The 20,416-nt window shown below is 60.9% G+C and carries 23 protein-coding genes and 1 other RNA gene; 7 read left to right on the top strand and 17 right to left on the bottom strand.

Annotated elements, in window-relative coordinates; translation table 11 throughout:
• Positions 1 to 318 precede the first annotated feature (318 nt).
• Positions 319 to 1,929 carry a CYTH and CHAD domain-containing protein gene (locus tag QP968_RS00865; RefSeq protein ID WP_284854450.1) on the top strand — a complete coding sequence of 537 codons (1,611 nt, stop codon included), beginning with the start codon at positions 319 to 321 and terminating at the stop codon, positions 1,927 to 1,929.
• Between the two features lie 37 nt (positions 1,930 to 1,966).
• Here QP968_RS00865 and QP968_RS00860 read toward each other — a convergent pair whose 3' ends face one another.
• Positions 1,967 to 2,173, bottom strand: coding sequence for an SPOR domain-containing protein (locus QP968_RS00860; protein ID WP_284854449.1), 207 nt, complete (start codon positions 2,171 to 2,173; stop codon positions 1,967 to 1,969).
• Between the two features lie 115 nt (positions 2,174 to 2,288).
• On the opposite strand from QP968_RS00860, the gene QP968_RS00855 reads away from it, so the two are divergent.
• Positions 2,289 to 3,545 (top strand): galactokinase, encoded by a 1,257-nt coding sequence (locus tag QP968_RS00855; protein WP_284854448.1) that lies wholly within the window; start codon positions 2,289 to 2,291, stop codon positions 3,543 to 3,545.
• Here QP968_RS00855 and QP968_RS00850 read toward each other — a convergent pair.
• From QP968_RS00850 to QP968_RS00830, 5 genes are all read right to left on the bottom strand, one after another.
• Positions 3,542 to 4,939, bottom strand: a complete 1,398-nt coding sequence (locus tag QP968_RS00850) for an RNB domain-containing ribonuclease (protein ID WP_284854447.1) — start codon at positions 4,937 to 4,939, stop codon at positions 3,542 to 3,544. The two genes, QP968_RS00855 and QP968_RS00850, sit on opposite strands and share 4 nt — an antisense overlap.
• A gap of 26 nt (positions 4,940 to 4,965) precedes the next feature.
• An RNA gene (gene rnpB / locus QP968_RS00845) (RNase P RNA component class A) lies at positions 4,966 to 5,371 on the bottom strand.
• Positions 5,372 to 5,402: 31 nt separating this feature from the next.
• The gene (locus QP968_RS00840; protein ID WP_284854446.1) at positions 5,403 to 6,521 is read right to left on the bottom strand and encodes a bifunctional RNase H/acid phosphatase; all 1,119 of its coding nucleotides are present in this window, start codon (positions 6,519 to 6,521) and stop codon (positions 5,403 to 5,405) included.
• A gap of 3 nt (positions 6,522 to 6,524) precedes the next feature.
• Positions 6,525 to 7,202, bottom strand: coding sequence for a zinc ribbon domain-containing protein (locus QP968_RS00835; RefSeq protein ID WP_284854445.1), 678 nt, complete (start codon positions 7,200 to 7,202; stop codon positions 6,525 to 6,527).
• A 17-nt stretch (positions 7,203 to 7,219) separates the two neighbouring features.
• Complete coding sequence (locus tag QP968_RS00830) at positions 7,220 to 8,383, bottom strand: Nif3-like dinuclear metal center hexameric protein (RefSeq protein ID WP_284854444.1); 1,164 nt, start codon at positions 8,381 to 8,383, stop codon at positions 7,220 to 7,222.
• A gap of 86 nt (positions 8,384 to 8,469) precedes the next feature.
• On the opposite strand from QP968_RS00830, the gene QP968_RS00825 reads away from it, so the two are divergent.
• The 5 genes from QP968_RS00825 to QP968_RS11275 all read left to right on the top strand — a co-directional run bounded on the left by QP968_RS00825 (position 8,470) and on the right by QP968_RS11275 (position 11,802).
• Positions 8,470 to 8,937 carry a low molecular weight protein-tyrosine-phosphatase gene (locus tag QP968_RS00825; RefSeq protein ID WP_284854443.1) on the top strand — a complete coding sequence of 156 codons (468 nt, stop codon included), beginning with the start codon at positions 8,470 to 8,472 and terminating at the stop codon, positions 8,935 to 8,937.
• A 5-nt stretch (positions 8,938 to 8,942) separates the two neighbouring features.
• Positions 8,943 to 9,884: an SURF1 family cytochrome oxidase biogenesis protein gene (locus QP968_RS00820; RefSeq protein ID WP_284854442.1), complete on the top strand. Its 942-nt coding sequence runs from the start codon at positions 8,943 to 8,945 to the stop codon at positions 9,882 to 9,884.
• A 549-nt stretch (positions 9,885 to 10,433) separates the two neighbouring features.
• Complete coding sequence (locus tag QP968_RS00815) at positions 10,434 to 10,811, top strand: hypothetical protein (protein ID WP_284854441.1); 378 nt, start codon at positions 10,434 to 10,436, stop codon at positions 10,809 to 10,811.
• 26 nt (positions 10,812 to 10,837) lie between these two features.
• A complete protein-coding gene (locus QP968_RS00810; protein ID WP_284854440.1) occupies positions 10,838 to 11,230 on the top strand; it encodes a hypothetical protein in 393 nt (130 codons plus the stop codon).
• On the top strand, positions 11,230 to 11,802 hold the full coding sequence (locus tag QP968_RS11275; RefSeq protein ID WP_350309326.1) for a MucR family transcriptional regulator: 573 nt from the start codon (positions 11,230 to 11,232) through the stop codon (positions 11,800 to 11,802). Before QP968_RS00810 ends, QP968_RS11275 begins: the two co-directional genes overlap by 1 nt.
• A gap of 101 nt (positions 11,803 to 11,903) precedes the next feature.
• Here QP968_RS11275 and QP968_RS00805 read toward each other — a convergent pair whose 3' ends face one another.
• The 11 genes from QP968_RS00805 to QP968_RS00760 all read right to left on the bottom strand — a co-directional run bounded on the left by QP968_RS00805 (position 11,904) and on the right by QP968_RS00760 (position 20,403).
• A complete protein-coding gene (locus QP968_RS00805; protein WP_284854439.1) occupies positions 11,904 to 12,287 on the bottom strand; it encodes a hypothetical protein in 384 nt (127 codons plus the stop codon).
• The gene (locus QP968_RS00800) at positions 12,284 to 12,688 is read right to left on the bottom strand and encodes a hypothetical protein (protein WP_284854438.1); all 405 of its coding nucleotides are present in this window, start codon (positions 12,686 to 12,688) and stop codon (positions 12,284 to 12,286) included. The genes QP968_RS00805 and QP968_RS00800 overlap by 4 nt, the downstream gene beginning before the upstream one ends.
• 31 nt (positions 12,689 to 12,719) lie before the next feature.
• Positions 12,720 to 13,043 carry a hypothetical protein gene (locus QP968_RS00795; RefSeq protein WP_284854437.1) on the bottom strand — a complete coding sequence of 108 codons (324 nt, stop codon included), beginning with the start codon at positions 13,041 to 13,043 and terminating at the stop codon, positions 12,720 to 12,722.
• Position 13,044: 1 nt separating this feature from the next.
• Entirely contained in the window at positions 13,045 to 14,451 is a 1,407-nt protein-coding gene (locus tag QP968_RS00790) for a GH25 family lysozyme (RefSeq protein ID WP_284854436.1), read from the bottom strand.
• A gap of 66 nt (positions 14,452 to 14,517) precedes the next feature.
• Positions 14,518 to 14,661, bottom strand: coding sequence for a carbohydrate-binding protein (locus QP968_RS11270; protein WP_350309325.1), 144 nt, complete (start codon positions 14,659 to 14,661; stop codon positions 14,518 to 14,520).
• Entirely contained in the window at positions 14,630 to 15,085 is a 456-nt protein-coding gene (locus QP968_RS00785) for a hypothetical protein (RefSeq protein WP_284854435.1), read from the bottom strand. The genes QP968_RS11270 and QP968_RS00785 overlap by 32 nt, the downstream gene beginning before the upstream one ends.
• 59 nt (positions 15,086 to 15,144) lie before the next feature.
• A complete protein-coding gene (locus tag QP968_RS00780) occupies positions 15,145 to 15,606 on the bottom strand; it encodes a BspA family leucine-rich repeat surface protein (protein ID WP_284854434.1) in 462 nt (153 codons plus the stop codon).
• An 86-nt stretch (positions 15,607 to 15,692) separates the two neighbouring features.
• Positions 15,693 to 17,294, bottom strand: a complete 1,602-nt coding sequence (locus QP968_RS00775) for a hypothetical protein (protein WP_284854433.1) — start codon at positions 17,292 to 17,294, stop codon at positions 15,693 to 15,695.
• 71 nt (positions 17,295 to 17,365) lie between these two features.
• Positions 17,366 to 18,724 (bottom strand): hypothetical protein, encoded by a 1,359-nt coding sequence (locus tag QP968_RS00770; RefSeq protein ID WP_284854432.1) that lies wholly within the window; start codon positions 18,722 to 18,724, stop codon positions 17,366 to 17,368.
• Positions 18,725 to 19,624, bottom strand: coding sequence for a hypothetical protein (locus QP968_RS00765; RefSeq protein ID WP_284854431.1), 900 nt, complete (start codon positions 19,622 to 19,624; stop codon positions 18,725 to 18,727).
• A complete protein-coding gene (locus tag QP968_RS00760; RefSeq protein ID WP_284854430.1) occupies positions 19,615 to 20,403 on the bottom strand; it encodes a hypothetical protein in 789 nt (262 codons plus the stop codon). The genes QP968_RS00765 and QP968_RS00760 overlap by 10 nt, the downstream gene beginning before the upstream one ends.
• Between the last annotated feature and the right edge of the window lie 13 nt (positions 20,404 to 20,416).

Genomic DNA, 20,416 nt, shown 5'->3' with positions numbered 1-20,416 from the left:
GTGCCTAATGCCGCGACAGCGTCGTGCCAGAGGCGGACACACGCCCCCTGCCCAAAAAGAGTTGGTTTGACTATTCCGAATCGCACGGGACAAAACCGCAGGTCGCCGAGCGTTGCGTGGCGCGATAGTCAAACCGACTCATCAACACCGCACCCACGAAGCACACCTGGGGGTGCCACACGGGTGCTTTTGAGTACGCCTAGCCCAGCCCTGTGCGCGGAGTAAACTGTGTGGTGAGCCCCGCATCGTGAGGTTCCGCGGTGCCCGGCGAGATCGTGTCCCCTATTCACCGCCAGCGTATAAAGGATGCACATTCCCATGAGCTCCGAAACCTTCCTTGAGGTTGAGTCCAAGTTTGCCGTCGATGACACCGCTTCCGTGCCCGATCTCACGCAGCTGACTGCGGTTGAGTCTTTGGGCGAGCCGGTTGAGCAGGATCTGTCGGCGATCTACTACGACACTGCGGATCTACGCCTGACTCGCGCGAAGATCACGCTGCGCCGCCGAACTGGTGGCAATGATGACGGCTGGCACATCAAGCTGCCCGGGGATATTGGCCGTACGGAGCTTCACGCACCACTAGGTGATGCCACTACCCCGCCACAAGAGCTGCTGAGCGCGGTACGCGCGATCGTGCGGGATGAGGCTCTCGCCCCGATCGCGCGTGTGGACAACACTCGTACGGAGACCTTGCTTCTAGGCGCCGACGGGCAGGTCATCGCCGAATTTTGTGATGACCGAGTCACTGCACAGTCCCTTCTACCCGGCGGCCAAGAGACGTCTTGGCGTGAGTGGGAAGTGGAATTAAGTCCCGCCGTCAACGAAAGGCTGGATGGCGCAGCCGTTCTCCACGAGGCGACATCCTTGCTGTTGAGCCAAGGTGCACGCGTTTCTGAGTCCCCGTCTAAGCTCTCCACCGCCCTGGGCGATTCCGTCAACGATGCACCCCTTCCGCCTCACCTGGATTCTTCTGCTCTTGAGCAGTTCGCTCCAGATTCCCCTGTCCGCGTTGTCGTGGATGCCCTGCGCACGCAGCGCAACAAGTTGGTGGACACGGACCCGAAGGTTCGTGCTGATGAGCCGGATTCTGTCCACCAAATGCGCGTGGCCACTCGCGAGTTGCGCAGTCTCTTGGTCACCTTCGAAGGCATTCTCGACGCCGAACAGGTCCGTCCCCTTGAAGCCGAACTGAAACTGCTCGCTGACCTGTTGGGTAGCGCCCGCGATGCGGAGGTCATCGAGGAACGCCTGATTGAGCAGCTCGACGCTGATGCGTCCGGCCTGCTTGAGGACGTCGCTGTCACACGCATCCGCGACACCATGCGTCGCAAGTATGAGCGCGCCCACAAACGCATTGTGAAAGCTCTCAATTCGTCGCGCTATCTGCAGCTTCTCGACGACTTGGATGCCCTCGTTGCCACCCCACCACTCGTCCCGGGCATTGCTGATGATGCTGAAAACACAGAAGGCACTGAGAGCCCCTCAGTGGCACCTGCGGACATCCTTTTCCAGCACCTCTCTACCGCCTACTCACGCGTGATCACTCGTCTGGAACAGGTCGAGCAGCCTGCCGAGGAAGCTCCTACCTGGCAGGACCGCGCGGAGTCCCTCCATGATGTACGCAAGGCAGTGAAGAAGCTGCGGTACTGCGCTGTCGCGGCGGAAGCCTCTGAGTTGAACACGAAGAAACTCGTCAAGGCCTGCGCCAAGGCCCAGGATGTCCTCGGTGAGTATCAGGATTCGGTGGCTACCCGGCAGCGGCTGGAGAAGTTCACTGCCCGTGCACGCCGTCATGGTGAGGACACGTTCACCTACGGCATGCTCTACCAGCACGAGGTTGAGCGCGGTGACAAGGCGCTGAAGAAGTACCCGAAGGCCCTAGCCAAGGTGCAGAAGGCCTTCAAGAAACTTGGCCCGAAGGACGATTAATCCCCTTGTCCTTCTGCCTCGTGGGAAAAGTAACTGGTTACTTTTCCCACGAGGCAGGCTGACCCCAGTCGTCGTCTGCTTCGTCTTGGGCTTCGGCCTGCTTGTTGCGCTCGGCTACTTTTTCCAGAGCGCGTTCGGCTTCTTCGCGGGTGTCGTAGGGGCCCATGCGGTTATCCCAGGAGGTCTCTTTGCCCTGGGTGACTTCGTGGGTTGTGGGGTCGAAATAGAATTTCTCGTCTGCCATTGTTGGCTCCTTTCTTGTCACGGGGGCGTGCCCCACGTACTACACCTCAAAGGCTACATGGAGCGTTGGTACTGTTGTGGCTGTAATTTGTACGCCGAGCAGAAGGACGTCATCCATGTCCGTGTGGACCGCACCGCAGACCCCCGCCGCCACCCGCGTGGAGCAACTGCACCACAGCGTGACAGGGCTTACCCCACGCCATGTGGCGAGTGCGCCGGGCACGTTCGTGGTGATTGGGGAAAACGCAGATCACTTCGGCGGGGTCACCGTTGTGGGTCTGGCGGGTGTGCGGGCTGCTGTTGCGGTGAGCCCTCGGACGGACAACATCATCGCGGTACATGCGGATTTCGCGGGCCAGGAGATCGCTGACCAGGTTGATGGCGCGCAACTGGCGCAGTTGAGTGACTCTGGTTTTACTTCTTTTTCCGCTGAGGAAGCACCCACAACGCAGGAGGAGCCGCCACGTGGCTTGGCTGTTCGTTTGGGTGGTCTGGTGCACACCTTGATTGGGCGGCAGATGCTCTCCCGCGATACCGCGGGTTTGGACATCACGGTTGTCTCCGACATCCCATTGGGTTCCGGCTTGGGTGCTCTGCACGCAGCTGACGCCGCATTGTGCTTGGCTCTGCTGGCTGATGATGGGGATATTGATACCGCGCCCCTACGCACCCGCCTCGCCGAAATTGCATCACAGTCAGCGAAAACGTTCTCTGACGTTCCGGTGTTGCGTGCCCGTCACTCGACAGCTTTGCGTGGGGCTGGGGAGACGGTCTCCGTCGTCGATTATGCGGATGGTTCGTTGACCCAAGCACCACACCCGGCGCGGGAGGGCGTGCGTGTCTTCGCGGTGGCAGCGAGCTTTGGTGAGGTCTGTGTCGATAAGACTGATGCAGTAATCAAGGGCCGGAAGTTCATCGATGACGCCTGCGCCAACTTTGGTGTCAGCTCCCTGCGCCAGTTGCCGGAAGCAGCAGAACGCGTGGTGGAGTGGGTGGATGCCCGCCGCCAGGTACACGGGGCTGATTCCGCCCCCACACTGGACACTTCCCGCGCATGGGTGGTGTTCAGTGAGACGGAAACGAACCAGGCCACTCTCGCTGCAAAGGCGTTGCGCTCGATGCACGGGGATGAATTCTTCACCATCATCAACACACCGGCGCAGACTCCTGAGCTGCCCGTACCAGGGCAGCTGGTGGAGCTGCTCACCCTCCGTGGGGCGCGTGCGGCTCGCCCGGCAGCGGCCGGAATGTCCCAGGCAGTGATCGCTTATATTCCGGCCAAGAACGCGGACAACATGATGGCAGATCTTGCTGCTGATGGCCTCGCCGTCATGGAGGTCACCCAGGGCACGCCAGCACAGGTGGAGAGTTAGTCCGCCGGCCAGGCGAATAGCACGTCGCGTTCCTGCGGGTTTGCGTGAACCAAGGAGAGCATTGTCTCCGTCGCCTCTTCCGGTTGGCCGGCACATTCGGCGAGCACCGGCGGGTCCAGGATGAATACGCGGGCTGTGCCTGCCTCTTCGTTCGTCTGCATGATCACAGCCTGGAAGTTGTGTCCGACCCATGGTTGAAGCACGGTGGCCTCCGTGAGGTTAAGGCAGGCTCGATCCACGGTATTAGCCAGCTGGTTCGTGCGCATCATGGTTTTCAGTACCGTCGGCGCATCCTCGCTCACCCATTGCGGCACCTCGGTTCCGGCGCTCAACGCCAGGCACACTTCCGTGGCATAGCGGTCCACCAGGCGACGCAACGGCGCGGTCACGTGCGAGTAGTAGCCACCAATACCAGCGTGAATCTCTGGCTCCTTCTCCGCTACGTCAACGTAGCCCGCACCGCGCAGAAGCTTCTGCGCTTCACGCATGATGGCCATGCCACGTGGGGTGTCTGCATCGACGGTATGCAAGAACGATCCAATGTCCGTGTCATGCGCGAGCGCGTAGCCCAATGCCCATGCTTCCGCGCGGAATAACTGTTCAGCGCTCGGCTCGGCAGGCCGCAATGTGCGTAGAAAGCCGGTCCCTGCCGACTGCATCATCTGCCCTGCCGCCATGCCAGTGAGCAGGGAGATCTCCGAGTTATAGTCCATCACCTTGTGGCGCGGCTCGATGATGAGCTGATATTCATCCCCATCGCCTTCTCGCACACGCACGGACGGCAGGCGCAGATTGATTGCTTTTCTGCGTAACGAGGACGCCGCCCGCAACTCCCCTACCTCCGGCAACAACTCGATCGAGGGATGCAGCTGACCTGCATCCAGGTCCGCCTGTACCCCGTCATAATCCAGCCGCGCCACCGAATGCACCATCGCGCGGGTCAGGTCCACGGTTTCGATCTCGCCCGCCGAGTCCAGGTCGAAAGTCCACAGCACAGCTGGCCTATCGACGTCCGCCAGAAGCGACGCCGACCCCTCACTCAACTCCTCCGGATGCAGCCGCGCCGGCTCATCCGGCAGGTAGATGGTCTGGCCACGCACGAGCGACTCCCGGTCCAAAACACCACCTGGTTCAATGAACGCGGCTACGTCCGCAATGGCGTAGTACACGCGGAAGCCCTCACCCCGGCGCTCAATGGCCACCGCCTGGTCAAGGTCTTTGGAGCCGACGGGGTCGATGGTGACGAGGGGGATCCAGCGGGCGTCGATACGCACATCTGCATACCTGTCCGTGGCTTGCGCAGCTGCCTCGTGCAATTCGGGCGTGAAATCCGTGGGCACCTTGAACTCGTGGGCGATCGGACGGAAATCAAGCGGTGCTGCGTAAAGTTTCATAGCCGCCCATTTTGGCAGAAACTGGGCGAGTGAGTCGGCCTATGAGCCGGATTCTGTCCCTCCACGTGAACCACGTGGAGGTGGTGATCATCCATCTAGGGCGACCATTGCTGGGCGCCTCAAGCAGCTACCTTCGGACTTAGCGGGCCGCCTTAACATCCGACAACCGCTGCCCAAAAGACAGCGGCTCTTGCCTTGCTCCCGGTGGGGTTTACCTGGCCGGCTGTGTCACCACCGCCGCCGGTGCGCTCTTACCGCACCCTTTCACCCTTACCCGGTTGCCCGGGCGGTCTACTCTCTGTTGCACTTTCCCGCGGGTTGCCCCGGGTTGCCGTTAACAACCACCGTGCCCTGTGGAGTCCGGACTTTCCTCGACCCCCGCCTACCCACATGCGTGGCGGTACGGGACGCCGCGATCACCCGGCCGACTCACTCGCAGGCAGTAACTGTACTCCGCGCAGGCCTATGAGCGGAAGTGGGCGACGTCATTGACGCAGCGCACCACGCCCATTTCCCCGTAGAACTCAATGATGGAAATGGAGGCGAGGTCCAAGAACACGTGGCGGAACGTGTTCGGGCCGGATTCCAGCGCCTGCCGAATGACGGATTTGATGGGGCTCATGTGGGTGACCACCAGCACCGTTTCGCCCTCGTACTCCTCTTGGAGTTTCAGCCGAGCGCGGGTGATGCGGCGGTGCAACGCGCTGATGGATTCACCGTTGGGCGGGGCTTGGGTGGTACTCGCCTGCCAGTCAGCGAACTCGTCCGGGTACTGCTCCTGCGCCTCGTCGCGGCTGAGCCCCTCAAAATCACCGAAGTCCACTTCCCGGAAACCATCCACGGTGACAATATCCTCGGCAGGAACACCGAGTACCTCCGCGCACGCACTCGCTGTTTCCTGGGTGCGCTTGGCCGGTGATGCAATGATGCGGTCGATCTGGCCTAGCTTGGCCACAGCCTCCGCAGCCCGGCGCGCCTGCTTCCGGCCCAGCTCCGTCAACTGGGGGTCGGAAGAACCGCTGTAGCGCTTCTCGGCGGAATGCTCTGTCTGGCCATGTCGCAGCAGCACAAAGCGCGTACGCGGTGCATCGGTGCCATGCCAGTGGGCGGGGCTGGCCACGACGTGGCTCTTTTTCTCAGGTGTCGGGCCCGCATCGATGATGCCCGGCTTGGCTCCCTTCGCGGCGGCATCCATGGCCACGTTCGACAGCTCATCGGCCTTCTTGTTCTTCTCCCGCGGCACCCAGTTGTAGGACACACTCTGGAAACCCTGCGCCAGGTCACGAGCTTCCAGCGCCAACTTCTTCATGTCGGGGTGTTTGATCTTCCACCGGCCAGACATCTGCTCCACGACGAGCTTGGAGTCCATGAAGACCTCCACCTCCGTCGCCCCGAAATCCCGTGCTGCTTCAAGGCCGCGCAGCAGACCGTGGTACTCGGCCACGTTGTTGGAAGCATCTTGGCCAACGACGTAGGCGATTTCGGCGAGGGTTGCCCCGGTAGCGTCGAAAAGCACACTGCCCGAACCCGCGACCCCCGGATTCCCGCGGGAACCACCGTCGGTATAGATCGTAATTTTCATGTGTTACTCGCTGTCACGCACGAGCAACGTGCCGCAATTGGGGCAGGTAGGAAGCTCGTCAGCTGGGGTAGCCAGGATCTCATTGCGCTCAGCTGGCGGCAGCTGAATGAAGCAGGAACCACACGTACGGCCGTTAAAATGCGCAGCACCCACCGTGGCATACACGCCCAGAATGGATGCCGGCAGCTGCGCACGGAGCTCATCCGTATCCACTGGTTCCTTCTCCGGCAACGCATCCACTGCGCGCTGGGCGGCCTCAATCTTGCGGTCCAGCTCATCCAGCTTCGCGCCGTGCACATCGCGGTTATTGCGCAGGGCCTTGACCTCGCCGTGCGCCTCCTTGAGTTCGTACAGCAGATCCGCGATGCGGGACTTCGCCGCGTAACGGTCATGCTCCAAATCCTTGCGACGCTCTGGATCCGTCTCCGCCATCAACTGCCGCTTGTCATCCAGCTCGCGCTTCTTCAGCTTGCGCTCATCCTCCTGGATGCGCAGGATCTCCGCCTCCAGATCATCCACAGCAAGCTGCGCGGCCGCGGACGCATTCACCAGGCCCGGGCGCTTCTTCAACAACTCCGCCAGCTCCTGCTCCTCCGGAGTCGACGGGGCCGGGTTCGCCGCACTGCGCTCCGCCACAGCGAGAGCGAGCAGGGTGCGCTGCTTATCGATGTCCAACTGCATGGGGGTCAAACTCCTACTTAATTTGTCTCGTTGTTGGCAGGCTTATCAGCGTGCGCTGAGATCGTCCATGGATCCGTGCGCAGGGAGATAACCTCTGTTTGTACATTCGGGTAGGCCGCGGCCACAACCTCGCTGGCCTGCGTGGTCCACGGGAACTCACTGGCCCAGTGCGCCGTATCAATGACGGCGGGACCACCGGCACGCAGGTGCTCATCCACCGGGTGGTGGCGCAGATCCGACGTGACGTACACGTCCACCCCAAGCCGAGCCACATCCGCCAAGAAACTGTCCCCCGATCCGGAGGACACCGCGACCTTCTTCACCATCTGCTCCGGATCACCCGCAGCACGCACACCCCACTCTGTCACCGGCAGGGCATTAGCTACCTGCTGGGTGAACTCACGCAAGGTCATGGCCTCCGGCAGCTCACCCACGCGACCCAATCCCGTGGCCGTGTTGATGTCCCCGGTGTATTCCAGCGTAACCACGTCAAAGGCCGGCTCCTCATACGGGTGCGCCTCACGCAGCACGCTGACAAGTCGCGCGCGCAGCTTCGTCGGCGCCACGAACTGCACGCGCGTCTCCGCAGCCGAGTAGTGTTCCCCCACCGAACCATCCGTGGGATCTGCCCCGTCTTCCGGAGTGAAGCTGCCACTCCCCTCCCACGCGAAGCTGCAGTGGGAGTAGTTGCCGATGGTGCCAGCGCCGGCGCTAAAAAGCTCATCCAGCAAGCTCTGCGCATGCGCGGCGGGAACGTGCACGCCCCACAGATCCGTCAAATTCGGCTCCACAACCTTGATCGGGCGGCCCGGCGTGATACCCACCAGCTCAGCGAGCTTGTCCGAAACCCCGGGACGCGCCGAATCCGCATTCGTATGCGCCGCGAACAGAGCGCAACCGCCACGCACCAGCGTGTGAATGACCTTGCCCTTCGGCGTATTCGCCGCCACCGAGGTCACCCCACGCAGCAACAGCGGATGATGCACCACCAAAAGGTCCGCGCCCAACTCCACCGCGCGATCCGCAACCGCCTGCGTGCAATCAAGCGCGAAGGCCACCTTGGACACCTTATCCGCAGGATCTCCGCAGATCAGCCCCACTGCGTCCCACGATTCGGCGAGATTCGGCGGGTACGCCTGCTCCAATGCGGCAACAATATCGCCGACAGTCCTCTCAGTCATGCACCCAAGTCTAGGGGACACGTTGCCCGCACCCCGCCCCGCTGTCATGCTGGGTGTCACAGACACGTTCCATGCAAGGAGGCCCCATGATCCACATCGATTTCGTGTGCACAGGCAATATTTGCCGCTCGCCCATGGCGGAAGTCATCATTCGCCAAAAGCTTATCGACGCCTCCCTGGACCCTCACGTCCACCTCACCTCCTCCGGCATCGGCGGCTGGCACGTGGGCAACCCCGCTGATAGCCGGGCCCTGGCCGAGCTTGCTGCTGCTGGTTATGACGGTTCCACCCACCGCGCCGCACAGTTTGATGGCTCGCGGATGAACGCTGACCTGATCGTGGCATTGGACACCCGCCATGTCTCTGAACTCGTGGCCCGGGGCGTGCCCGAAGAGAAGATCCGTCTCCTGCGTTCCTTCGACCCCGACGCCCCATCAGGTGCTGGTGTAGAAGACCCCTACTACGGCGGCCCCGAAGGCTTCACCGTCACCCGCCAGCAGATCGAAGCGGCTGCCGACGGCATTCTGGACTGGGTCCGCGAACGGGTAGAGTAAGCGCCGTGACCGCCTCGAACAGCCAGACCTCTCGCCCCCTGTGGAAGTCTTTTGTAAACCCCGGCTGGGTCATCGCCGCCATTTTGGCCATCGCATTCTCGTGGTTTGCCATCACCTGGTTGTCCCCGTGGCAGCTGAATAAAGACCACGACATCAAAGAGCGCAACCAGCGGATTGAAGCCGCGTTCGAGGCAGACCCCGTCGACGTGACCACCATCCTGGCGGAGGGATACACCCCCGAGAAGGAATGGACGCGCGTGACCATGACCGGGCACTACAACCCGGACAGCGAAATCCTCCTGCGCCTGCGCCCGGTGGACGGTACCCCTGCCTTCCAGTCGCTCGTGCCCTTCACTTTGGACTCCGGTGAAACCATCCTGGTCAACCGTGGTTGGGTCCCCGCAGCTGAGGGCGGCACCCGCGTCCCCGCTTTCGACCCCGCACCTACCGGCACCACCACCCTCTCGGCAATGCTGCGCACCTCCGACCCCGCCACAGAGAGCACCCCGCTTGAGGATCAGGGCTACACCATGGTCCAAACCATCCACACCCCCCAAGTCGCCGAGGCCACTTCCGAAGAACTAGTCAGCCCCTACGCGCAGCTTCTTTCCGACCAACCCGGCGTCCTCAACCCCATCCCGCTGCCCATGCTCGACCGCGGCAACCACCTCTCCTACGGCCTGCAGTGGATCGCCTTCGGCATCATGGCCCCCGCCGGCCTCGCCTACTTCCTCTACTCCGAGATCCGGGAACGCCGCCGCTACCGCGACGAACAGCGAGAGATGGAAGCTCTGACCAGTACATCCGCGGAGTCCACTGCCCCCGCTGAGGAACCACATGAGGCTGCTCCCGCTCCGGGCGCTGCCCCTGCCTCTGCCCCTGCCCGGGCGCGCTACGGCCAGTCCCGCAAGAACCCGTGGGCGGAGAAGGGCCCCAAGGGCTTCTAACCCCTGAACACGCGCCTCACCGTGTAGGGGCTGTGTAAAATTTTACATTGCATCAGTAACTATCCCCTGACAGAAATCCGCTACCAGGTGTTTTGCTTGGGCTGATTTTTCGCGATGTAACCTTTTACACAGCACACCGGCCACGGGCAGATAGGGAGGCACCCGGGCAAGGCCCCGGGAAAACCGAAAGCCACTCCCCATTGAGCGGAAAGTGGCTGTGAGCTGGTGCGCCATGACGGGCTCGAACCGCCGACCTACTGGGTGTAAACCAGTTGTGTGTGGTTTTTCGTCACGCGTTGTGTGCTGCGTTTTTGCGTGTTGGCCTGCTGTTTTTGTGGTTTTGCATGGTGTGACGGTTTGGTCTCGTTTGGTCTCGTTTGGTGCCGTTTGTAGTCAAAATGCAGTCACAAAGTAGTCACGGGGAGCGGCATGTGCCACCCCCGTTTTTCACCCCCACTCACACATTGCACGCAAGGCAACTTGCATACGCTAGTGCTGTGGCATACAATAAAGATGTAAGCAAAGGAAAGCACCGAAAGGAACACCAAAATGGCACAATACGACCACACCGCAGAAGTCACCGCCCTAATCAACGCAGGCATGAGCCTTGACGAAATCTCAGCAGCCCGCCGCGAAATCGACATCGACACCTACAAAGACGGAAGCTGGGAAGCTATCACCTGGAACCGCGCCGATCAGCGCTCTTTCGACGCATGGGCAGAGCAGAAGCTCCGCCAGCTCAAGGCGGGCACCACCGAACCGCTGGCCACCGAGCGCCAGGTGGACTACATCATGTCGCTGCTCGCACAGACCGACGGGCAGAATGTCTCCTGGTTTTCCCCGGCCCCTACCGAGTATGCGGAGATCGCCAAGATGACCCGCAAGGACGCTTCCACCTACATCTCCGCGCTTAAAGGCACCTACTAGCCCACACCACAGAAAGGACACCACAAATGACTGACCTCACCACCTTGGCTATCCGCACCGCCGGACGTTGCAATATCACCGACCACGCAGCAGAATCCGCCTTGGAGACCTACATCACCCAGATTGAAGCGCTAGAGTCACGCACCATCGACCGCGATGACATTAGCGATGATGACGCGGATTTTCTGATTGAGTCTGTCGCCCAGGCGCAGCGCGCCGGTGACCTAGGACAAGACAAGCTCGCAGCACTAGAGGAGCTTATGCCCGCTGTCCGCGCAGCGCAGGACGCGCTGGAATCAATGGAGCAGCAGCGCAACACCGCGATTCGGGAAGCACTTGGCGCGGGTGCCCGCATCAAAGACGTTGCCAGCACCACTGGCCTTAGCCGTCAGCGCATTGAGCAGATCAAGGCACAATAATGCAGGTCGGTGAGCGCGACGGGTACGGCCAGTACGGCATCATCGACGAGACCGGTGACGGGCTACTGTGCCACACCTGTGGGAAGCGCTACCGGCACCTCGCCACGCACATCGCCGCTGGACACGGGGACACGGTGGCCGACTACCGCGCCAGACACGGCCTGCCAGTATCACGCCCGCTTATAGCTGAGTCGGTGCGGTCACGGATGCGGGACTCATGGGAGCGCCACCGCGAGACACACCTAGCAGGCCTAGAAAAGCACCGCGACCCCGCCAGGGCGACACAGGCCAGTGTGCCGGTAAGCCGAGGACGTAGCGCGGGAGCTAGAAAGAGCCGTGAGCAGTATTTACGTGGCCGGTCCGGACGGGCACTCACCGACGGCGAGAAAGCACAGCTAGACGCGACTGGGAGCGTGGCAGAGTGGGCAGAAGTTGCGATAGGGATACTAGAAGACCCCACGGTGTCTGTCCGGTCGCTCGCAACCTCATCCGGAGTGAAGCCAGTGACAGCTCAAGCTCGGATCAGTAGGTACAGGCGCGGGCGTGGTCCAGGTTCGGGAAACCGGTTTTAGGCACGAAAAAAGACCCCCACCCTGGTGTGTATTCCAGAGTGGGGGTCTATGAGAAAAGCCCGCCGTACCGGTGGTAGAGGACGGGCTGTGCTACGCCTAGTCTAGCTGGGCGGGTTGCGGGCTTTTGGTGGGGAGTCAATAAGTGCTTGCCACGCCTCAATATCGGGCGCGGGCGGGGCAGCGATCATCTGCGGGTTAGCTAGGTGCTCCATCACCTCCGCGATCCACGCCAAAGCACGACGTAGTGCGTCGCGTAGGTCGCCCGCGTGGGACTGGATAGCCTGTAGCTCCTGCCGTGTGGCACGTAGGTCTTCTTCCACACTGTCGAGGCGGTTTTCCAGCTTGTCAATCCGGTCAGACTGGCCCGAGATTAATGAGGCGGACGCGGTGGCGGATGTTTCGTCACGTCGCCCTAGTGAGCTGATCAGCGCCACGATCAGCGCGCCCGCACCTGAGACAATGGCGACGATGACCTCAGTGCTCACGTGGCGGTCACCTCCTGCCTCTTGGCGCTGTCACGGGCAATGATCCAGCTTGACACCATCGCCATCACCGCCAATAGCGCGTAATTTTTAGCGGACACCCATCCTCGTGGTTCGTCGATGAAAAAAGCGGCGGACCACAGGATCAGCATGGCGCACGCGACAGCCATCCCGATAATCCGCGCCCACCGCGAGACGTTTTGTACCTGTGGTGGTGACGCGCCGGGAGCCAGCGACCCCACGATAAGCAGGGTGGCCGAGGTCGCCCACACAGCCCACACCGGGGCCGTCACGGCACTGTCCACAGCCTCAAGCTGCTGCGGGACGTGGTGAACATACGCCACAGCCGTGGCGACACACCATATGCCCCACACCACCGCCAAAATGCGGGGCAGCCTCCGCATCACCCGACCCACGCACACGCGCAAGGTCGGGCTAGCGGGCATCATGCACCTCGTCCGGGTACGCCGTAAATCCGTCATACACCTCCGCCGGGGCGGGCTTAGGCGCTGGCACGGGCACACCGACGGGCTTCTCGTCCGACTCCCAGCCAGTATTCATAGCGGCCATCAGGCCACCAATCACGGCGGCGAGGGACCCTGCTTGGGTGAGCCACTGGTCCACCTGACCCGGCTGCACGAATCCCAGGGCGACGGCGACAAGGCCCACAATCGCGGTGACCACGTAGATCACCTTGCGGATGAACCAGGGGGTTCCGATGACGGCGCGGGGCTTAGGGGCAATATTACGGTGAGTCATTTTACTTCTCCTTGCTGAATGCGTTAGTGATCTTTTTCCAGACGGCGGGCAACATGTTTTTATGCATGTCCTCGACTTTTCGGTCCGTCTCGAGGACGTATCCCACGAGTGTGTCGCGGTACGGCTCCAGCTCCCCGTCGCGGTTGCGTACGCGGGTCTGGAATTTGTGCGTCATTTCGTGGTGGATGTCGCGGACCATGCTGAATAGCTGGTCCTGCTGGTCGCTTGTGAGTGCCATGAGCGCACCTTTCTGTGATTGTTTTCCAGTGAAAATAGCTTCCAGGTCAGCGAGGCTGCCCTTGAAAGCATTGACGTCGATGGGGTGATGTCCACCGACAATGCCCTCCGATCCGAATTGCAAAATGTCGGGCCTGCGGTCCCCCAGTGGGTAGGACCAGCCTCGGTGCTGGTCCCCGCCGTCTGCCTTGTAGGTATCCTGCGCCCGGCCCTTACGGTTGCGGCCGTAGTTGGATACCCACAGGTAGCCCAGCCCATCCATGGACGGCTCACCGCCGGGCATTTTCTCCCAGTACCACGCGCCGGAGTAGATGCCGGGCACGTGGTAGCCACGGCGCTCTAGCTCCCGCTTCGCTGCCCACACGTCATCCTTGGTGAGCAACTTCCGGCCTGTGCTGCCCACGGATTCCACGTCGATCCACACGCCGAGGTCGCGGCGTCCGCCCATTTGCCGGTCGATCACGTCAACCTGCTGGGAGATGGTGGACCCCTCCGAGGGGGCGCGGAGGTACCAGTAGGTACTTACGAGTAAGCCGTTGCGCTCCGCGTCTGCGAGGTGCGATTTGAAAAGCGGGTCTTGGTAGGTGCCGTCGCATAGGCGGATGATGACGAATTGCATCCCGTCCGCTTTCGCTTTGGCCAGGGGGAAGTTTTTCTGCCACCCTGAAATGTCGATACCGAAAATTGTGTCCCCTGCGGGCTTCACTGCGGGGGTAGACGCTGCCTGCGTGGCCGGGGTAGCGTCTCCTACCCATTTCGCGCCCCGCAGCATGACCATCGGGTCAAGCCGGTTCGGACCAGGACGTGACCACGAAAAGCGGTGCCACTCCATATGCAGGTGTGGGGCGACGCCACCGTTGGTGGCGCGGTTGGGGTCAATACGCCCAATACGCTGCCCCTCCGCGACGCGCTGCCCCACACTGACCTCGGGAATGATGTGGCCGTAGACGGTCTCACCACCACCGTTGCTGGCGGGGTGATCAATGGTGATCCACCTACCGAAGCCGGATGCGGGGCCGGAGCGGGTGACGGTGCCGTCCTTGACGGCGTAGATAGGGTGACCACCGGAGCCACCACCGCGCCCAAAATCTGTGCCCCAGTGGTAGCCCCCGGCACGCGGCCCGAATGGCGACGTGACGAAAAAACCCTTGGGAACTGGCATTGTGACCATACTTTTTCCTCCTTACCTAGGTATGAGTGAACCCCCTCACCTAGCGCGGTCAAGGGGGGTTCGGGGTTAGAGTTTTTGGAAGAGGCTGTGGGCCTCATTTGGTGGCCAGTACTCTTGCGTAGTGTGGTCGGACAGCACTTTGTATTGGGTGCCGTTGTATTCCACGATGTCCCCGGTTTTAACGGGTAATCCCGGCCCGAACGGGATCACCCCACCGGCGGTGGGCTCGTCGGGTTCTGCGGGTGGGTGGACACGGTACGTAATGTCCAACCAGATACGACTGTCTACGCCGTGCGCGCCGGGGTTCCCAGTGATTCAGTCCGGGGTGGGTGGACTCCCACACCTTGTTGTTGTGGGTGACCACCGCACCCGCGTGATACATGCGGGCATGGTCCGTGAGCGGGTTCACCCACGCCGGGATACTGTCCGGCTTCTCCGTGGCCTGGGCTGCGTCCACCGCGTCCGGCTTGTCCAGTTTTCCGGCTTCCTGTAGCTCCGCCACGAGGTCTGCTTGGCCACGCTCCACCGCTGGCAGTGCGTTACGCCGGTGTTTTTCTGTGGATACCATCCAGCCCAAAAGCTCCTGCCACTCGTCGGCTGGTAGGGCCATGATCTGTGCTTGTAGCTGCTGCATTTTTCCTCCAAAAAATAGTGAAAGCACCCAAAAGCAGGGTGCTTGAAAAAAGGGGGCGGTTAGTCGATAGGGGTACCGTCAGGCATGAAGAAAGGCTCACGGGTGAGACCAGATCCGGCGATCATATAGGTTCTGGACGACGGCTTCGTGCCGTCTTTGCGAATGAGCTTGACATTTCCGTCCGTTAGTGACGAACACCCGTCGAACATGGCTCTCATGTTGGTGACCTGACTGGTGTCCATCTCCGGCACCTGCGTGAGCGACGAACACCCATAGAACATGCTTTCCATGTTGGTGACCTGGGAGGTGTCCATCTCCGGCACCGACGTCAACGACGAACACCCATAGAACATGCTTTCCATGTTGGTGACCTGACTGGTGTCCAACTTGAACGGCAATGTGGCCACCGTCCAGTAGTTTTCCCCGTACTCTTCTAGCTTCCTCCGGAACCACGTCCGCAATTCGTACCAGTCACTCCCCCGAGGTGGGACCTCCACCGGTAGCGCATTAGACTGGTACACACGTCTACCCTGATACCACGCTTCCCTAATTTTCCGGCCCCCGTAGTACATCTCCCTGGTTTTACTCCCGCCGAAATGCAGACTCATTACGCGCCCCCTCCGTTCTCCGGGATGACGTACAGCACATTCGGCTCAAAAACGCTTGGTGGGGCCGACACCATTTTCACCGTTGCTTTCGTCTCAACATCCGCCTTCACCGCATCCACGTACCCTTTATTGATCAGGTGCTCCGGGCGCGACGCGGGCTCCGTGGACTCCGCCCTACCATGTAAAACAACTTTCGGATCACGCACCGAAAGCGAAGCTGCCGCCGCACTATTCAGCCCCACATGAGTCTCCCCATCAGCATGCACAGTATGCATAGGCCCAATAGCAGCACTACCAGCACCGGTCACATGCGACGCACGACCAATCGCCACAGAATACTCCCCCTCGGCGTCTGCTTCGTCGCCCACAGCCACAGCAGACCCACCAGACACAGCGGATTTACGGCCAATGGCCGTGCCATGCTCACTAGTGACCTCAGACTCCGGCCCCACCGCCACAGACTCATCACCATCATTGATTACCCCGTACCCCACGGACACAGAATTCTCGCCGGAACCGGAAGCCGCATACCCCACAGACACGCCGTACTGCTCAGCCCGTGCCCCTTCACCAATAGCGACAGAATCGTCACCATTCTGCCCTGGCGTGTGCCCGATATTGATGGCCCCATTATCACTGATGGTGAATCCGGGCACGGTGCCAGCAGGGCCAGGTTCCCCCTGCGCCTTCACTCCGGTAGACACACCACCGACCCACCACACCCCATCCTTAACCTCCGGGGTCAGCTTCGCACGCTGCGCCGGAGTCAAATCATCAAACGTCATCGTGCCGTCCGCACCGGGGTCACCCTTCGGGCCACGCAGGGAAGGTGACGTTTTCCCGTTGACGGTCAGCCGGTCACCATCCCACGAGGTAGACTCCGCGATCTCCCCCGCACGAGTGGCAGACGCAGCAGCATCATCCGCGTGTCCTTTGGCGGCGACTTCGTGTTTCGCAGCGTCCGAGGCGTGGGACTGCGCGTTCTCCTCCGACGTTTTCGCGGCCCCAGCTGACTTGGCTGCATCCTGTGCACTCGCCTTGGCAGCGTCTGCGGACTTCTTCGCGTTATCCTCAGACGTTTTCGCAGCAGACGCACTCGCCTTCGCAGACCCGGCATGCTCGGACACAGCATCCACAGCGCCCGCCACCGACTCCGCCGATGCTTTCGCTTCACCGGCAGACCGCCCAGCATCTACAGCCGATTTCTTCGCGCTCTCCTCGGCCCGCTTAGCCTCCCCCACACTCCCATCAGTAGCCCCCGCCACCTCCGCAGCAATACGATCCAAAAGACCCTGCAACTCGGCTGTGTTCTTACCATCCGTGGCCTGGCCAAGCTCCACAGCATTAGCGAGGGTTTGGGTGTCGCCTGTCACCATGAGTGGGATTGTGCGTGTGGTGCGCCCATGATGCGTGAGCACCATCACCGCAGGTCCCGGCAAAAGCTCCATACGCACCGCGCCATTCTTGACCTCGATGTGCGCATTGTCCGCCACCACCACATCGCCACCATTAGTGCGGGTATCGCGGGCACGCACCCACACCTGCGACACCGCCGCCGGATGCGACGTCACAAGCGACAAAGAACCAGAAACAACAGTCACAATTGACCTCCAAAAATAGGCATAAAAAATAACCCCGCCAGAGGGGTTAAAAGGAAAAAGGGGCTAGGGGGCTACACGGCTACATCAGGGAAAATCCACGCAGTCGAAGCCTTATACCGATTACCAAGACCATTAGGAATCAATTGTAAAAAACGATTCGAACTCGTAATCGTCTCCACCTTGATGTCTGTACTGCCATTCACAGTTACACCCATCAGCCACACCACACCAGTCCACCCCCCACTGGCCCTGAAATTGGCGCGCCCACCATCAATATTCCTCGAAAAAAACAACTCCCCGAACGCGGACGCATTATTCACAGATCCCTCAGACGAATCCCAAATACTCGGCTTACCATTATCCACATGCAGCATACGGGGCATACCACGCACCACTAAATCCTGCGCATGAAGCGCCTCCGCATTCGCATCAGAAGCCGCCTTATTCGTCTTCGACAGCTCCCCCTGAAACTTATTAATCCGCTCCTGCTCCGCCCGGAAGTCATCATTCAGCTTGTTTGTCTTCTTCTGCTCCCGCTGGAACCGATCATTCAGCGCGTTAATACCCGTCTGCTTATCATTAATCACCCGCTGCAACTCATTAATCTCCGTCTGACGCAACAACGTCAAATCAGAATTCAACCCACCAATCCGCTCATTAAGCCCAGTGATCTCCGCATTCAGCAACTCAGACGTAGGCAACGCATCAATACGATCAGACAGACTCTTATCACCACTAACACGAGCCCGACGCTCCGCGCCAATTGCTTCAGCACGTTCCGACCGCTCCGTGGCAATCTCCGTAGCACGCGCCGAACGCTCCGCATCCACAGCGGTACGCCTGGCCGACGACTCCGACGACACCTGCCGCACACGCTCCGCCTTCTCCCGCGCAATCTGCCGACGCAAATCATCATTCTGACGAGCCACAGCCTCCGCATCAGAAATCAACTGCCCACCAACATGCACACGAGCAGCCGCCGGCCCCTCCGACACCGACGCCACATAATCCCCCGCCGTCACCGGCAACCGAAGCCGCTTTCCCCACAGCTCAACCGTGACCACATCCCCCACACGGAAATCACGATCCAACACAAACTGGCCAAGGCCAGCCGTCGTGATGTCCCTCTCAAAGAACACGTCCCCCTCGGCCTGCTTCTGGGCAGCGTCTACCACCACCTCAAGATCAGATGTGTCCGCCTCCAAATCCACCGTGGCATCAGCGCGCACAAAACCCACATCAAACGGCCCCTTAATACCCCCCTTCGGCCGGTACACATACCCATCCTGCAGACGATCATCCGTCTCCACCTTCTCCCGCCCATGAGGCAACACCACATTGAACTCGCCATACACAAACGTTGCCGTCTGGCGCCCGACAGTCACATCCCCCCCATCAGCGACCAAAACCACATCATCAAGGACAGCCATCTACGACACCTCCGCAGTCTGCTCCACACGAACCACAATCTTCGGCGACTCCCCCAACGCCAGCCCCTCCACCGGGTCATCACCAGGAAGCCACATCACAGCACTAATCCGCACACCAGCAGCAGCAGCCACCGGCGCCACCGTATCCAAAAGCTTGTCATCAGTCGCACGAATCAAAATCTCCGGAGACTCCACCCCCGACCCACCCGGCGCGACCACAATCGGCGGATCATCCACCACCGACCGCACACCAGTACGCGCCCACCCCGTCTCCAAAGAAACCTTGATCATCTCACGCAGCGTGGACTCAGCAGGCCCGGATAACGTCACACCATCAGCGACCGTGACTAATTTAATGTCCTGCAGGTCACGCGGTTCCTTAAACAGAACCCCCACATTCTCCGGCCCAGCCCAATCACGAGTAAACGTCGTAAACCGCCCCAACTCCGTAGCAGGAGCAGTCCACGCCACATGCCGATTCAACTCCGACAGCATGTCCGCACCATGGATCTCAATCTGTTCCGGAGCTTCAAAACCACCAGACAGCACACAATGCGTCACACGGTAAGCGCGCAGCCGGTCACGCAGCACATACACATACCGCGTCGAATCCAGCACAACATTCAACCGGCCCTCACGATCCACACCCACCGCAGAGAACCCCTCCGCAAAAAGCTCATCCACCAACGGATGCACCTCCCCCGAAGGAGACTTCACCACCGCAGTGATCCGCAACGACACCGGAGAATTCCGCGTCTCCGGAGCCACCATCGACAACAGCGGAGGAAACACCAAATCGAACGGCACACCGTGCTCATCGGCAAGCCCCACCCACATCTCCTCCTCCGCAGCAACAGCCTCACGGCTCGCCTTATGCGATGCCCAATCAATCACTGCCACGGATCCATCACCCCAACCTCATACTCAAGCTGCGCACCAGCAGGCAGCCTGAACCGACGTTCCGAATCAACAGGCACACGCTCAGGCGACACCCCCCTCATATTCACCCGCACCGCAGCCCACAAATCGAAATCAATCCCACCATCCGGTTTGCGCACCACCAGTGACTCCTGACGAGACAAATACAGCACACGCTCCTCCCCCGCTGGTGGCAGCGTGAACGACGCCCCGGACGGCAACACCACACGCCCCCCACCACCAGACCACCGGATCCGCACCCACACAGGCACATCACCAAAATTCGACACCACCACATCCCCCTCGACAGCCGGAGCAGGCACCCACCACACCCCCTCATCACAAATGACAGGAACCTGCATATTCAGCACAACTTCCCCCCACGAAGGATCCTCCACAGGCGGCGGCACCACACCATTAAGACGCACAAAAGCGTGCGCATCCCCCACCGGAGACGACACAACCAGCTCATTCCGTCGGCCCGCCACACCAGAGAACGCGGCACGCAAATCAGCCTGCACCTGCGCAGCCTGCCGGCGACCGTCCTCACGGCAATGGAACGTCAAAGACCCAGCCATCGGCTCCGCATGCTGCGACAGCACAACCTGCCCCGGAAAACCCAACGGCTGCGCCGCCGTATCCACAAAAGACCCCACCAGCCCATCAATACCGCCGGAAATAATCCCGGCAGCCCAATCACCAGTGAAGTCCCACTCGTGGCCACGCCAGTCCAGCATTTTCACCGCATACCTATCAGGCATTGCTCAATCCTTT

The sequence above is a fragment of the Corynebacterium sp. MSK041 genome (genome assembly GCF_030232265.1).
Classification (GTDB): Bacteria; Actinomycetota; Actinomycetes; order Mycobacteriales; family Mycobacteriaceae; genus Corynebacterium.
The sequence above is the reverse complement of the archived record's forward strand: the minus strand, read 5'-3'. Positions and strand labels throughout refer to the sequence as shown.

Bases quoted from the DNA above. Each gene is read 5' to 3' on its own strand.
- QP968_RS00800 (WP_284854438.1), bottom strand. From the start codon at position 12,688: ATGCGGAGGCTGCCCCGCATTTTGGCGGTGGTGTGGGGCATATGGTGT.
- QP968_RS00815 (WP_284854441.1), top strand. From the start codon at position 10,434: ATGGCACAATACGACCACACCGCAGAAGTCACCGCCCTAATCAACGCA.
- QP968_RS00835 (WP_284854445.1), bottom strand. From the start codon at position 7,202: ATGCAGTTGGACATCGATAAGCAGCGCACCCTGCTCGCTCTCGCTGTG.
- QP968_RS00830 (WP_284854444.1), bottom strand. From the start codon at position 8,383: ATGACTGAGAGGACTGTCGGCGATATTGTTGCCGCATTGGAGCAGGCG.
- QP968_RS00790 (WP_284854436.1), bottom strand. From the start codon at position 14,451: ATGGTCACAATGCCAGTTCCCAAGGGTTTTTTCGTCACGTCGCCATTC.
- QP968_RS00760 (WP_284854430.1), bottom strand. From the start codon at position 20,403: ATGCCTGATAGGTATGCGGTGAAAATGCTGGACTGGCGTGGCCACGAG.
- QP968_RS00810 (WP_284854440.1), top strand. From the start codon at position 10,838: ATGACTGACCTCACCACCTTGGCTATCCGCACCGCCGGACGTTGCAAT.
- QP968_RS00795 (WP_284854437.1), bottom strand. From the start codon at position 13,043: ATGACTCACCGTAATATTGCCCCTAAGCCCCGCGCCGTCATCGGAACC.
- QP968_RS00785 (WP_284854435.1), bottom strand. From the start codon at position 15,085: ATGCAGCAGCTACAAGCACAGATCATGGCCCTACCAGCCGACGAGTGG.
- QP968_RS00770 (WP_284854432.1), bottom strand. From the start codon at position 18,724: ATGGCTGTCCTTGATGATGTGGTTTTGGTCGCTGATGGGGGGGATGTG.
- QP968_RS00840 (WP_284854446.1), bottom strand. From the start codon at position 6,521: ATGAAAATTACGATCTATACCGACGGTGGTTCCCGCGGGAATCCGGGG.
- QP968_RS00850 (WP_284854447.1), bottom strand. From the start codon at position 4,939: ATGAAACTTTACGCAGCACCGCTTGATTTCCGTCCGATCGCCCACGAG.
- QP968_RS00865 (WP_284854450.1), top strand. From the start codon at position 319: ATGAGCTCCGAAACCTTCCTTGAGGTTGAGTCCAAGTTTGCCGTCGAT.
- QP968_RS00825 (WP_284854443.1), top strand. From the start codon at position 8,470: ATGATCCACATCGATTTCGTGTGCACAGGCAATATTTGCCGCTCGCCC.
- QP968_RS00860 (WP_284854449.1), bottom strand. From the start codon at position 2,173: ATGGCAGACGAGAAATTCTATTTCGACCCCACAACCCACGAAGTCACC.
- QP968_RS11275 (WP_350309326.1), top strand. From the start codon at position 11,230: ATGCAGGTCGGTGAGCGCGACGGGTACGGCCAGTACGGCATCATCGAC.
- QP968_RS00855 (WP_284854448.1), top strand. From the start codon at position 2,289: ATGTCCGTGTGGACCGCACCGCAGACCCCCGCCGCCACCCGCGTGGAG.